This window comes from Microbacterium sp. Beta, assembly GCF_005502545.1.
In the GTDB taxonomy this organism is placed as follows: Bacteria; Actinomycetota; Actinomycetes; order Actinomycetales; family Microbacteriaceae; genus Microbacterium; species Microbacterium oxydans.
In genome coordinates, this window is record NZ_SCOG01000004.1 from 141,834 (window position 1) to 154,413 (window position 12,580).

Here is a 12,580-nt window from a genome sequence, read left to right on the forward strand (position 1 = left end):
CCGTGGTCGAGGCCGCGTCAACCCGTTTGAGAACCGTAGGGACATCGGGGATCCACAGCGGTTTCCGATCACGAAGCCGTAACGTCGAGCACATGACGACCGTTCACGTCACCGAGGACACGATCAACCAGGCCCGCGAGCTGCGCGACGAGCTGCAGCGGTTCCTGCGCGAGTACGAGTTCGGGATGCGCGAGGTCGAGACGAAGATCTCGATCCTGCGAGACGAGTTCACGCACGACCACGCGTACAACCCCATCGAGCACGTGAAGAGCCGTCTGAAGTCGCCCGACAGCATCGTCGAGAAGCTTGCAAGGAAGGGCATCGACGAGCCCGACTTCGACCGTATCCGCGCCGACATCACCGACATCGCCGGCGTGCGCGTGACCTGCAGCTTCGTCGCCGACGTGTACCGGCTGTTCGACCTGCTCACCGCGCAGGACGATGTCACCGTGCGCACGGTCAAGGACTACATCGCCCACCCGAAGGCCAACGGCTACAAGAGCCTGCACGCGATCATCGAGGTGCCCGTCTTCCTGTCGACAGGTGCGCTCTCGGTGCCGGTCGAGGTGCAGTTCCGCACGATAGCCATGGACTTCTGGGCGAGCCTCGAGCACAAGATCTATTACAAGTTCTCCAACCAGGTGCCCTCGCACCTGGTGGACAGCCTCTCTGATGCGGCGGAAGCGGCGTCGGAGCTGGACAGCCGCATGGAGCGCCTGCACCGTGAGGCGCACGGGGTGCCGCAGCGCCAGCTCGCGCCCCCGCCGCCTCCGGCTCCGAAGTCCACCCCGGACGCACCCTCCAGCCCCCGCGTCGTCGGAGTCTGACCGGGGCGCGCCCGTGCGTGACGCTGTTGCGCCCACGGGGCGGCCCTGGGAGCATCGGCAGGTGGTGAGAACGCAGGAAGCCTTGTCCGTCAAAGCCGATCGCGCCGTCGACGAGCGACTCGACGTCGACGACCTCCCCGGCATCGATCGTGGGTCGCAGCGATGCGAGTGCGACCACGGCGACGACGACGGCTACCAGCCGTGCGGACGCAAGGCCAAGTGGCGCGTCACCGTGGACTGCGTGTGCGGCGAGGGCCACCCGCGTCGCGTCGAGATCCTGTGCTCGAGGTGCATGCGCACCCTGCGCCAGTTCCAGGGACGCGAGGCCATCACCGTGCGTCGTCTCTGACCGGCGGACACCGACTCCTGATCGGTCACATCCGATCTCGCCGTCGCTCCGAACAAGCGGGGAGCACATCGGAGACGGTGGAACAGGAGACGATCATGGCGCAACGCCGCAGTGGCAAGAGGTTCCTCGTCTGGGCGGCCCTGGCCGGTGTGATCGGCGGCGGGGTGTTCCTCGCCACGGCCGAGCTGTTCGCGCTGCTCTTCGCGCGTGCCGCCAGCCCGATCCTCGCGGTCGGCGGGTTCGTGATCGACATCGTGCCGCAGCCCTTCAAGGAGTTCGCGATCGCCACCTTCGGCGAGTACGACAAGATCGCTCTGCTGGCTGGACTCGGGCTCGCTGTGCTCATCGCCTCGGCGATCGCCGGCATCCTGCAGTTCGTGCGCCCGCCGCTCGGCGTGATCGCACTCGTCGTCGCCGGGGTGCTCTCCACCGCCGCCATCGTGACCAGGGCGGCCGTGTCGCCCCTGGCCTTCCTGCCTCCGGTGCTCGGAACCGTCGCCGGGTCGATCATCCTCGTGCTCCTCAGCCGCCGTCTGCGCGGGTGGAGGGACGCCCGCACTGCCGTCGGGGAAGCCGGCCGAACCGCCGGGGCGGAAGCCGGCAGCACCGCCGGGGCGCGAGCCGCCGGTGCCCATGACTCCGGCGCGGTAATCGCCGAGCCGGAGGACGGCGGTGTCGGGCCGGCGGATGTCGAGCCCGCTCGACCCGGCATCGACCGACGCCGATTCTTCGTCCTCGCCGCGCTCGCCGGAGCATCCGCGCTGGTCGTGGGGATCACGGCACGGACGGTGAGCATGGCCGTGTCGTCGGTCGAGGCGATCCGTAGCGCGCTCAAGCTCCCCACCCCGAAGACCACGGTCACGGTGCCGCAGGGTGCCGAGCTCGACATTCCGGGCCTCAGCAAGCTCTTCACCCCCAACAAGGACTTCTACCGCGTCGACACCGCGCTCACGGTCCCCTCGATCGACCCGGACACCTGGCGACTCGTGATCGACGGTATGGTCGACCAGCGCGTGGAGATGAGCTTCCAGGATCTCCTCGACATGGGCCTCGACGAGTACGCGATCACGCTCACCTGCGTGTCGAACGAGGTCGGCGGCGAGCTCGTCGGCAACGCGAAGTGGCTCGGAGTGCCGTTGCGCGACGTGTTGAAGAAGGCGGGCGTGAAATCAGGGGCCGACATGGTGCTCTCGCGCAGCGTCGACGGCTATACCGCGAGCACGCCGCTCTCGGCGCTCACCGACGACAACCTCGATGCGATCCTGGCGGTCGGCATGAACGGAGAGCCGCTGCCCCTCGAGCACGGCTTCCCGGTGCGGATGGTGGTGCCAGGGCTCTACGGCTACGTGTCGGCGACCAAGTGGCTCACCGAGCTGAAGGTCACGACCTTCGACAAGGACGAGGCGTATTGGACGCCCCGCGGGTACAGCGCAGAGGCCCCGATCAAGTTCGCCTCGCGCGTCGACACTCCCAAGATCGGGGAGGCGGTCGCGGCGGGGAAGATCCCGATCGCCGGTGTCGCCTGGGCCCAGTCGGTCGGGATCGAACGCGTCGAGGTCAGTATCGACAACGGTGACTGGATGCCGGCGACGCTGTCGGCTCCGATCAACGACGACACGTGGGTGCAGTGGTTCATGGAGTGGGATGCCACCCCCGGCACGCACTACGTCGCCGTGCGCGCGGTCAACAAGAACGGCGATCTGCAGATCGAGGAGCGGGCCCCCATCGCCCCGAACGGGTCTTCGGGATGGCAGCGTTCGCTCATCCGGGTCAACTGAGTCCGGTGCACAGCCGACCTCGCGGGCCTAGGGTGGGAGCCATGGGCCCGCTCCCCGCACTCGTGATCACGGTCTCCGACCGATCCTTCTCGGGAGAGCGTGAGGATCGGGGAGGCCCGATCGCGGTGGGGCTGCTGCGTGACGCGGGATGGCACTGCCCCGACGCCGAGATCGTGGCGGACGGGATCGATTCGGTGGCGGACGCCCTGCGCAGAGCCGTCGCCCGTGGCATCCGCCTGGTCGTGACCACCGGCGGTACCGGTGTCGGGCCGCGTGATCTGACGCCGGAGGGCACCCGGCGCGTGATCACCAGGGAGATCCCGGGGATCGCGGAGGAGCTGCGTCGCAGCGGACTCGCCGACACCCCGCTCTCGATCTTGTCGCGCGGTCTCGCCGGCATCGTCGATCCCGCGGGGATGCTCGTGGTGAACCTGCCCGGATCCACGCGAGCCGTGGCCTCCGGCGTACCCGTGGTGCTCGGCGTCGCCGGGCACATCCTGGACCAGGTGGAGGGCGGAGACCACTCATGAACGACGTACGAATCGCTGCGGTGACGGAGGAGCGCCTCGACCTCGACGCGCACCTCGCCGCGGTCGAAGACCCTCGACTCGGCGCGGTGACCACCTTCGTCGGCCGGGTGCGCGACAACGACCCGGATGCCGAGACGCCGGTCGTCGGGCTGGAGTACAGCGCCCATCCCGATGCCGAAGCCGCGCTGCGAAGCATCGCCGCCGAAGCGGGGGCCGGATCCGAAGCCCCTGCCGTGGTGGCGGTGAGTCATCGCATCGGGCGGCTCGATGTGGGCGATGCGGCTGTCGTGATCGCGGTCGCCTCCGAACACCGCGCCGAGGCGTTCGAGGTGTGCCGAGCGGTCATCGAGGCGATCAAGAGCGACCTGCCCGTGTGGAAGCGTCAGCTCGAGGTCGACGGGACCTCGTCGTGGAAGGGCATCGGCGGCTGACTCCGTCGCGTCACTTGCATGAGCTTTTGACGTCTGCCGGAGGAAACGCCGCCCAGCGATCATGCAGGTGTCCCCCGGTCATGCATGTGACCAGCAGACGCGGCAGGTCGCGTGCGGTCAGCCGCCAGCGAAGGGCGGGAGAACGTCGATGAGCTCGGCGTCGTCGAGGGCGAGGTCGTCGTCGCTGCGCACTCCATCGACCATGACGGCGCAGCGCGGAAGGATGTCGGCCAGCGCCGGATGCTCGGCGACCACGGCGGTGCGCAGCGCGACGAGTGTCGTCTCGGCGCGCTCCTCGGAGTCGACACCGGCAGCCTCCGCGGCCGCGGCGAAGTAGCGCACCCGAGTCATCGGGCGTCTCCATCGGCGTGGGTCTCTCCGGGAGATGCTTCGCCGGGACGCACCCAGTCGCCGGAGCGCCCACCCGACTTCGCCACGATGCGCACGTCCTCGATCACCACGGCGCGGTCCATGCCCTTGATCATGTCGACGACCGCCAGAGCGGTGACCGACACGGCGGTGAGCGCCTCCATCTCCACACCGGTGCGATCGGCGGTGCCCACCGTGGCCTCGATGCGCACGCCGTCGTCGACGATCTCGAGGTCGACGCTCGCCCGGTGCACCCCGATCACGTGTGCCAGCGGCAGCAGCGCAGGGGTGGACTTGGCCGCCTGGATACCCGCGATGCGTGCCACGGCGAGCACGTCGCCCTTCGGCATCGTCCCGTCGCGCAGGGCGGCGATCACATCGGTGCTGCAGCGCACGAAGCCGCGGGCGGTGGCGGTGCGGACGGTCGGCTGCTTCGCGGTCACGTCGACCATGTGCGCGCGGCCGGCCGCGTCGAGGTGAGGGAAACTCATCCGACCAGCATGACATCGATCACGTCGCCGACGGCGACCGTCTCGACCTCGGCCGGCACGATCGCGAACGCGTGCGCGCGAGCGAGGCCTCCGGCGAGGTGGGATCCCGATCCGCCCGCGGTCGCCGGACGCACGGTGCGCGCGGCGAGGTCGACGACGGCGGGAAGATACTGGCGGCGGCCAGGGGGAGGCGTCCACGAGGCATCCGCGGTGAACGGCGCATGCGGGCGGTGGATCTCGCTCCGTCCCTGCATCGCGAGCAGCGCGGGTCGCACGAACACCTCGAACGACACGGCGACGCTGACGGGGTTGCCCGGCAGGCCGAACACCAGGCACCCACCCTCGATCACCCCGAAGGCCTGAGGCTTGCCCGGCTGCATCGCGACCGCGCTGAACTCGACCTGTCCGCCGCCGTCGAAGGCCCCGCGCACGGGCTCGTAGGCGCCTGCGCTCACGCCGCCGGTGAAGACGATCACGTCCGCGCCGAGGGTCATGGCTTCGGCGGTGACGGCTCCGACGGCCTCGGGCTCGTCGGGAACGCGCGCGACCAGAACGACCTCGGCGTCGGCGTCGGCGACCAGCTGCTGGAGCAGGGGGCCGTTCGAGTCGGGGATGCGCCCGCGCACCGGTGCGTCTCCCGGTCCGAGCAGTTCGCTTCCGGTCGACACCACGGCCACGCGAGGCGCACGGGTGACCGAGACCGCCTCGACGCCCGCGGCGACCGCTGCGGCGAGCTGGAAGGGCCCGAGGCGTTCACCCGCGTGCACGACCTCATCGCCTGCGTGCAGGTCGGCGCCGCGCCGGCGTACGAACACGCCGGGCCTGGCGGGGGCGCGCAGCACCGTCACCTCTCCGAGGGAGTCGGCGAGGCCACCGGCCGTGTCCTCGAAAGGCACGATCACGTCGGCATCGGTGGGCGTGGGAGAACCGGTCATGATGCGGGCGGCTTCGCCAGGGCCGAGCGCCGGGTCGAGGGCGACGCCGGCAGGGAGGTCGGCGACCACACGCAGCGTCACCGGGTTCTGCTCGGAGGCCGACGCGACGTCCGCACCGCGCACCGCGAACCCGTCCATCGCGGAGTTGTCGAACAGGGGGATGTCGTGGGCGGCCGCGGCGGGTACGGCGAGTGTGCGTCCTGCGGCATCCGCCACCGGGAGCGTGACCTGCTCGACGACGCGAACCGCGTCGAGCACGCGGGAGAGCTGCTCCTCGACCGTGCGGCGGCCGCTCATGCCGACACCCCCGATGCTGTGGATGCCGGGCGGATCGAGATCTCGTGCTGCCGGGAGGTCAGCGCATCGATCATCGCGAGCCGCCCGAGCAGCGGTTCACCGGCGCCGGTGACGAGCTTGATCACCTCGCCGGCCAACATCCCGCCCACCTGCACGCACAGCGCCCCGAGCACCCCGACCTGGGCACAGCTGGGTGGCTCGCCCTCGGTGCCCAGCGGGAAGAGGTCCGCGAGCACCACCGACTCTCCCTCCGGCGGGGTCGACCAGAAGACAGTGACCTGCGCGTGCCACTCCTGCACGGCACCCCACACGAGCGGGAGTCCGAGCTCCTCGGCCGCAGCGGCCACATCCCGGCGGGTCGCGAACGAGTCGCTCGTGTCGACCACGAGATCGGCGCCCGCGAGGAGCCGCTCGGCGTTGGCGCTGTCGAGGCGTTCGAACACCGGGTGCACGACGGTCTGCGGGGCGAGAGACGCGATCGCGCGCGCGGCGGATGCGGTCTTCGCGACACCGATGTCCTCCACCCGATGGGCGAGCTGACGCTGCAGGTTGGTGAGCTCCACCACGTCGTCGTCGATCACGGTGAGCGTGCCGACCCCCGCGGCGGCGAGGGCGAGCAGCACGGGGGAGCCGAGCCCGCCCGCGCCGACGACGGTGACACGAGCCGCGCTCAGGCGGCGCTGGCCTTCCTCGCCGATGCCGGTGAGGACCGCATGCCGCGCAGTGCGGACGAGTTCTTCCGGCGCCAGCGCGGCGGCAGGGGCGACGAGAGGCTGCATGGGTTCAGCGTATGCCCGCTCCGCCGACTGTGTCTTCAGCCCTCGGTCTCCGTCATCGCACCGAGCTCGGAGGAATGCGTCAGCCGCCACCACTCCGTCGGCTGGTCGATGGTGCCCGAGATCGTGACTGCAGCGGTGACGGTGTTCGGGCCGGCGGTCCAGGTGACGGTTCCCACCTCCGTGCCGTCGCGATAGGTCGGCGGGGTCTTGATGTCCATCGTCACGACGACCGGTGTGTCCGACCAGGTGAAGATCGTCGCGTCCTCGTCGATGAGCAGCCGGGCACTGTCTCCCCAGGGTGTCGTGATCGTGCCCACCTCCTGCCCTGCCGACGCGACCGGCATCTGGTGGAACCCGGCGCGGATGCTGTCGAGCACCGCGAGCACACCGGCGTTGACCGACTCGCGCGACGCTCCCCCGAGTACGACCCCGGTCACTGCGAGCGGCTCGGCCGTGCCGACGGCGAGACTCGCGGTGTACAGCAGGCTGTAGGTGCCCTCGCCCAACGTGCCCGTCTTCAATCCCGTGATCCCCGTCGTCCCGAGGAGGCCGTTGGTGTTGTGGAGCAGGCCGGCGCCGGGAAGCGTGATCGACGGAGTCGCCACGATCTGGGCGATGACGGGGTTCGCCGCGGCGAGTTTGCCGATCGCGAGGAGATCGGTGGGTGTGCTGGTGTTGCGGGGACTGATGCCCGTGGGCTCGGTGATCGTCGTGCCGGTCAGTCCGTGGGCGGCGAGCCAGTTTCGCGTGGCGCCGAGGAACGCGTTCTGCGACCCGAAGATCCGGGAGGACAGTGCATCGGCGTAGTTGCTGGCCGAGGGGATGAGCATGGCGGCCAGGGCATCGCGCAGCGACATCGAGGTGCCGGTGGGCATGGGTGCGATCGTCGCCCCGAGGACGTAGTAACGGTCGTAGAGGTCGTGATCGGCCTTGCTGAAAGTGACGGTGGGACCCGGGTCGTCGGCGGAGGCGAGCGGGGAGGCATCGAGGATGACCAGGGCGGTGATGAGCTTGGTGATGCTCGCGATGGGCAGGGGCTCGCCCGTGCCGCTCGACGACCAGACGCCGTTCGCCGTTTCGCCGAGATAGACGTCAGCGCCCGCCACGCTGAGCGCCGAGGCATCCGCCGGGGGCGTGGTGATCGATGCCGGAGCGGCTGCCGGGACCTGCGGCATCTGCGTCGACACCGCCGGCGGACTCACGGGAGCGGTGAGTGCCCACCCGACGTAGCCGCCCGCCGCGGCAAGCAGCAGCACGACGACGATGGCGGTGGCGACGAGGCCGCGGCGCCGTCGCCGTCTGCGTACCTCCGGGGGGATCCGGTCAGGGGTGGAGAACTCCTGTTCGCGGGCCATCAGCTCCGCGAAGTCGGACAGCCCGTCCTGTGGTTGATTCGGCGCCGTCATCGAGAGCCATCATGGCGGAGAACCCGCCCGCGCGGTATCGGCCATTCGGGGGACACGACGGAGTGTCGCAGAATCGGAACTATCGACCTGATCTCTCCGCTCGTGCGGTAGATTCCTGTCATGCAGACCTATCGGATCGCCCGGGCCGCGCAACTGCTCGGCGTCAGCGACGACACCGTCCGTCGCTGGATCGAGCAGGGCTTGCTGCCGGTCACCGATGCGGCGCCGGCGGAGATCCCCGGTGACGCGCTCGCGGCACGGGCCGAGGCGCTCGCCGCGGAGGAGACGGATGCCGGGAGCGTGCTCTCCAGCGCCCGCAATCGCTTCCTCGGCATCGTGACGCGCGTGCAGATCGACGGGCTGATGGCGCAGGTCGACATCCAGTCAGGGCCGCATCGCGTCGTTTCGCTCATGTCCGCCGAGGCGGCCCGCGATCTGCAGCTCGAGGTGGGCTCACTCGCCACCGCATCCGTCAAGGCGACGCAGGTCGTCGTCGAGGTCCCGAAAGACTGACATGAACCGCACGCTCCGCCGCTCCACCGTCCTCGTCCTCGCCGCCGCCGTCCTTGCCCTGGGCGGCTGTGCGAGCACGGCAGGGAGCACGCCGTCGCCATCGGCCACCACCGAGCAGAGCAGCCTGAGTGGAGACCTCACGGTCTACGCCGCCGCATCGCTCAGCGGCGCCTTCGATGCCATCGGTGAGGCGTTCGTCGCCGAGAATCCGGAGGTGCGGTTCAGCCCGGTGTACGACGGCTCATCCACACTGGTCACGCAGATCCTCGAAGGCGCACCGGCCGATGTGTTCGCCTCGGCCGACGAGGCGAACATGGGCAAGGCCGCCGACGTCACCGCGGATCCGACGCTGTTCGCCTCCAACACCCTCGTCATCGCGGTGCCTTCCGGGAACCCGGGCGGCGTCGAGACGCTCGCCGATCTGGCCGACGTGACCACGGTGCTGTGTGCACCGGAGGTGCCGTGCGGTGCCGCTTCCGCGAAGCTGCTCGCCGCCGCGGATGTGACGGTCGATGCGTCCAGCCTCGAGCAGAACGTGACGGCGGTGCTCACGAAGGTCGCCGCGTCCGAGGCCGATGCCGGACTCGTGTACGCCACTGACGTGATCGGGCGTTCCGATGTCGAGGCAGTCGTGCCCGATGGTGCGGACGAAGTCGTCAACCATTACCCGATCGCCGCGCTCTCGGACGCGCCGAACGCCGAGGCGGCTGATGCGTTCGTGGCGTTCGTGCTGTCGGACGCCGGACAGAAGATCCTGGCGGACTTCGGCTTCGGAGCCCCATGAGTGCAGCAGGGGGTCGAGGGTACGCTCCGCGGGCGCTCGCCATCCCCGCTGCGATCGGTCTGGCCTTCCTGATCCTGCCGTTGATCGCTCTCGTCGCGCGTGTGCAGTGGTCGACGTTCCTGGCCGATGTGACGTCGCAGGCAGCCCTCTCTGCTCTCCTCCTCTCGCTCGGCACCGGTCTCGTCGCCACGCTGCTCTGCATCGTCGTCGGCGTTCCGCTCGCGCTGTACATCGCCCGTTCCGGCCCCCGGCTCGCCGCCGTGCTCCGCGCCGTCGTCACGGTGCCGCTGGTGCTGCCGCCGATGGTGGGCGGCGTCGCGCTGCTGTATCTGTTCGGACGTGCGGGGTGGTTCGGCGGGCTCGGCCTCTCCTTCAGCACGCCCGCCGTGGTGCTGGCGCAGACCTTCGTCGCGCTGCCCTTCCTGGTCCTGGCCGTCGAGGGTGCCGTGCGCACGTCGGGCGTGGACCACGAGCGCACGGCCGCGGCCCTCGGAGCCGGACGGTGGACGATCCTGCGCCGCATCACCCTGCCGCTCGCGGCACCGGGGATCGTGGCAGGCGTCGTGCTGTGCTTCGCGCGGGCGATCGGGGAATTCGGTGCGACGGCGCTGTTCGCAGGCAATCGACCGGGAGTCACCCAGACGATGCCGCTCGCGATCTACACCGCGTTCAACGGTGCGGGAGTCTCGCAGGGCGCGGCGGTCGCGCTCGCCCTGCTGCTGCTCGCGACCGCCATCGTCGTGCTGCTTCTCGTGCGCGGCTGGCGACCGGGGGCCGCACGATGACGGGAATGGAGACCCGGGCCGAGGCACCGGGGCTGCGCGCACACATCGTGGTCGATCGCGAGCACTTCGCCGTCGACGTCGCTCTGCAGGTGGGGGTGGGGGAGACCATGGCCATCATGGGGCCCAGCGGCGCGGGCAAATCGACCCTGCTGCAGGCGCTCGCGGGCCTCGAGCCGCTGAGCGCGGGAGAGATCGAGGTCGCCGGCCGGGTCGTCGACCGCGTCGCCCCACCACGGGTGCGGACGCCGCCGATGAACCGCGGCGTGGTGCTGCTCGGCCAGGATGCGCGTCTGTTCCCGCACCTGTCCGTCCGCGAGAACGTCGCCTTCGGCCCTCGGGCGGCAGGCACGGACGCCCGTGCCGCGCGAGACTCTGCCGATGAGTGGCTCGCACGCGTCGGGCTCGCCGGATCCGGGGACCGGATGCCGCGTGAGCTCTCGGGTGGTGAAGGGCAGCGCGTGGCCGTCGCCAGGGCGCTCGCCGCCTCTCCGCGCGCGGTGCTGCTCGACGAACCGCTGGTGGCGCTCGACCCGGTGACGGCGGGCGAGATCCGACAGATGCTGCGCGACCAGCTTGCCGGGGTCACCACGATCGCGGTCACCCACGATGCCGCTGATGCGGTCGCGTTGGCCGAACGCCTCCTGGTCGTCGAGTCGGGGCGGGTCACGCAGAGCGGGCCGGTCCGCGACGTGCTGTCGGCACCCGCGTCGGGCTTCGTCGCCTCGATCGCCGGCGTCAATCGCCTGGTCGGCGTCGCGAGTGGGGGCGCGTGGCGGGGCGGTGAGGTGCGGCTGACCAGCGCGGATCCCGCTTCGCGCGCGCTCGCCGAGGACGATGGAACGCCGCTGATCGCCGTGTTCCGCCCCGAGCACGTGCGGTTGGTCGACGGCTCGGACGGCGGTGGATGGATCGCCGAGGTCGACCGGCTCGAACCCACGGTCACCGGCGTCCGGCTGCAGACCGGGTCGTGCGTCGTCGACCTCTCTGTCGCCGATGCCGCCGGACTGCTCGTTGGCGAGACCGTCCAGCTGCGGATCGAGCCCGAGCATGTGCGGTTCGTTCCCCTGCGCTGAGTCGTCGCCCCGGGCGGTCGTGGGCGGAACACTGACAATGTGCCGGTCGTCGCCGCCGAGCCGCCCCCGCGCGCTGCTCCGGGGGTTAGTCTCGGAACATGACGGGGAGCGGGGGAGTACCGTGACGGCCGTGCCGGTGGTCATCGGCATGCGCGCGCCGCGCACCGAGCCCGCATCTCATGCCGCCGGCCTCACGGGAGGTCTCGTCGACACGCATGGCCGTGTGCATCGCGATCTGCGCATCTCCCTCACCGACCGCTGTTCGCTGCGCTGCACGTACTGCATGCCTGAGCAGGGCAACGAGTGGCTCGCCCGCACGAGCATCCTCTCCACCGACGAGATCGTCGAGGTGGCGGAGGTCGCCGCAGCTCTCGGCATCCGCACCTTCCGTCTCACCGGCGGCGAACCGCTGCTGCGCACCGACATCGTCGACGTCGTGCGGCGCATCGCGCGCATCGAGGGGGAGGAGGGTCCTGTCGAGGTGGCGATGACCACCAACGGCATCAGCCTCGCCCAGAAGCTCCCGGCCCTGATCGATGCCGGGCTCACACGCCTCAACATCAGCATCGACACGGTCGACCGCCAGCGCTTCGCCGACCTCACCCGCCGCGACCGCCTCGACGACGTGTTCGCGGGTATCGAGGCGGCTGCGGCCTCGTCCCTCCGTCCCCTCAAGCTGAACGCGGTCGCCATGCGCGGCGTGAACGACGACGAGCTGGTCGATCTCGTGGAGTTCGCGATGGGCGTGGGCGCTCAGCTCCGATTCATCGAGCAGATGCCGCTGGACGCCGGGCACACCTGGGACCGCGCCTCGATGGTCACGCGCGAGGAGATCCTCGCCTCGCTGGGAGAACGCTGGCACCTCGAGCCGGTCGAGGGCCGCGGTGGCGCTCCCGCCGAGAAGTGGCGGATCGACGGCGGGCCGCACGAGGTCGGCGTGATCGCCTCGGTCACCGCCCCATTCTGCGGCGCCTGCGATCGTCTGCGGCTGACCGCCGACGGGCAACTGCGCAACTGCCTGTTCTCGCTCGCCGAGTACGACCTGACCGGGCTGCTGCGCGGAGAGTCGGCCTCCGCGCCGGGGCAACGCGCGGACGAGATCGCCGCACTGCTGCGTTCGTGCGTGCATGGCAAGCTGCCGGGGCACGCGATCGACGACCCCTCGTTCCTGCAGCCCGCGCGCGGCATGAACGCGATCGGCGGCTGAGCGAAGAAGAGCGAGCTGAAGACGCT

At 70.5% G+C, this 12,580-nt stretch carries 15 protein-coding genes; 10 read left to right on the plus strand and 5 right to left on the minus strand.

Annotation, left to right across the window (positions count from 1 at the left end):
- Positions 1-92 precede the first annotated feature (92 nt).
- From FFS56_RS06245 to FFS56_RS06265, 5 genes are all read left to right on the plus strand, one after another.
- Entirely contained in the window at positions 93-827 is a 735-nt protein-coding gene (locus tag FFS56_RS06245) for a GTP pyrophosphokinase family protein (protein ID WP_127011666.1), read from the plus strand.
- Positions 828-888: 61 nt separating this feature from the next.
- Positions 889-1,176 carry a hypothetical protein gene (locus FFS56_RS06250; protein ID WP_127011667.1) on the plus strand — a complete coding sequence of 96 codons (288 nt, stop codon included), beginning with the start codon at positions 889-891 and terminating at the stop codon, positions 1,174-1,176.
- 95 nt (positions 1,177-1,271) lie between these two features.
- A complete protein-coding gene (locus FFS56_RS06255) occupies positions 1,272-2,954 on the plus strand; it encodes a molybdopterin-dependent oxidoreductase (RefSeq protein WP_127011668.1) in 1,683 nt (560 codons plus the stop codon).
- Positions 2,955-2,995: 41 nt separating this feature from the next.
- Positions 2,996-3,484: a MogA/MoaB family molybdenum cofactor biosynthesis protein gene (locus FFS56_RS06260; RefSeq protein ID WP_046746786.1), complete on the plus strand. Its 489-nt coding sequence runs from the start codon at positions 2,996-2,998 to the stop codon at positions 3,482-3,484.
- A complete protein-coding gene (locus FFS56_RS06265; RefSeq protein ID WP_046746787.1) occupies positions 3,481-3,915 on the plus strand; it encodes a molybdenum cofactor biosynthesis protein MoaE in 435 nt (144 codons plus the stop codon). Before FFS56_RS06260 ends, FFS56_RS06265 begins: the two co-directional genes overlap by 4 nt.
- Positions 3,916-4,032: 117 nt before the next feature.
- Here FFS56_RS06265 and FFS56_RS06270 read toward each other — a convergent pair whose 3' ends face one another.
- The 5 genes from FFS56_RS06270 to FFS56_RS06290 are packed head-to-tail and all read right to left on the minus strand — an operon-like array spanning position 4,033 to position 8,192.
- Positions 4,033-4,266, minus strand: a complete 234-nt coding sequence (locus tag FFS56_RS06270; protein WP_046746788.1) for a MoaD/ThiS family protein — start codon at positions 4,264-4,266, stop codon at positions 4,033-4,035.
- Positions 4,263-4,775 carry a cyclic pyranopterin monophosphate synthase MoaC gene (gene moaC, locus FFS56_RS06275; RefSeq protein WP_046746789.1) on the minus strand — a complete coding sequence of 171 codons (513 nt, stop codon included), beginning with the start codon at positions 4,773-4,775 and terminating at the stop codon, positions 4,263-4,265. Before moaC ends, FFS56_RS06270 begins: the two co-directional genes overlap by 4 nt.
- Positions 4,772-6,007: a gephyrin-like molybdotransferase Glp gene (gene glp, locus FFS56_RS06280; RefSeq protein WP_127011669.1), complete on the minus strand. Its 1,236-nt coding sequence runs from the start codon at positions 6,005-6,007 to the stop codon at positions 4,772-4,774. The genes moaC and glp overlap by 4 nt, the downstream gene beginning before the upstream one ends.
- On the minus strand, positions 6,004-6,786 hold the full coding sequence (locus FFS56_RS06285; protein ID WP_058632001.1) for a HesA/MoeB/ThiF family protein: 783 nt from the start codon (positions 6,784-6,786) through the stop codon (positions 6,004-6,006). Before FFS56_RS06285 ends, glp begins: the two co-directional genes overlap by 4 nt.
- Positions 6,787-6,821: 35 nt before the next feature.
- On the minus strand, positions 6,822-8,192 hold the full coding sequence (locus FFS56_RS06290) for a D-alanyl-D-alanine carboxypeptidase (protein WP_127011670.1): 1,371 nt from the start codon (positions 8,190-8,192) through the stop codon (positions 6,822-6,824).
- A gap of 120 nt (positions 8,193-8,312) precedes the next feature.
- Here FFS56_RS06290 and FFS56_RS06295 point away from each other — a divergent pair, with 120 nt between their 5' ends.
- From FFS56_RS06295 to moaA, 5 genes are all read left to right on the plus strand, one after another.
- The gene (locus FFS56_RS06295) at positions 8,313-8,705 is read left to right on the plus strand and encodes a TOBE domain-containing protein (RefSeq protein ID WP_127011671.1); all 393 of its coding nucleotides are present in this window, start codon (positions 8,313-8,315) and stop codon (positions 8,703-8,705) included.
- 1 nt (position 8,706) lies between these two features.
- Positions 8,707-9,489, plus strand: coding sequence for a molybdate ABC transporter substrate-binding protein (modA, locus tag FFS56_RS06300; RefSeq protein WP_046746794.1), 783 nt, complete (start codon positions 8,707-8,709; stop codon positions 9,487-9,489).
- Positions 9,486-10,274: a molybdate ABC transporter permease subunit gene (gene modB / locus FFS56_RS06305; RefSeq protein WP_127011672.1), complete on the plus strand. Its 789-nt coding sequence runs from the start codon at positions 9,486-9,488 to the stop codon at positions 10,272-10,274. The genes modA and modB overlap by 4 nt, the downstream gene beginning before the upstream one ends.
- 5 nt (positions 10,275-10,279) lie before the next feature.
- Entirely contained in the window at positions 10,280-11,347 is a 1,068-nt protein-coding gene (locus FFS56_RS06310; protein WP_233437371.1) for an ABC transporter ATP-binding protein, read from the plus strand.
- 148 nt (positions 11,348-11,495) lie between these two features.
- Positions 11,496-12,554 carry a GTP 3',8-cyclase MoaA gene (gene moaA / locus FFS56_RS06315; protein ID WP_046746866.1) on the plus strand — a complete coding sequence of 353 codons (1,059 nt, stop codon included), beginning with the start codon at positions 11,496-11,498 and terminating at the stop codon, positions 12,552-12,554.
- The last annotated feature ends 26 nt before the right edge of the window (positions 12,555-12,580 follow it).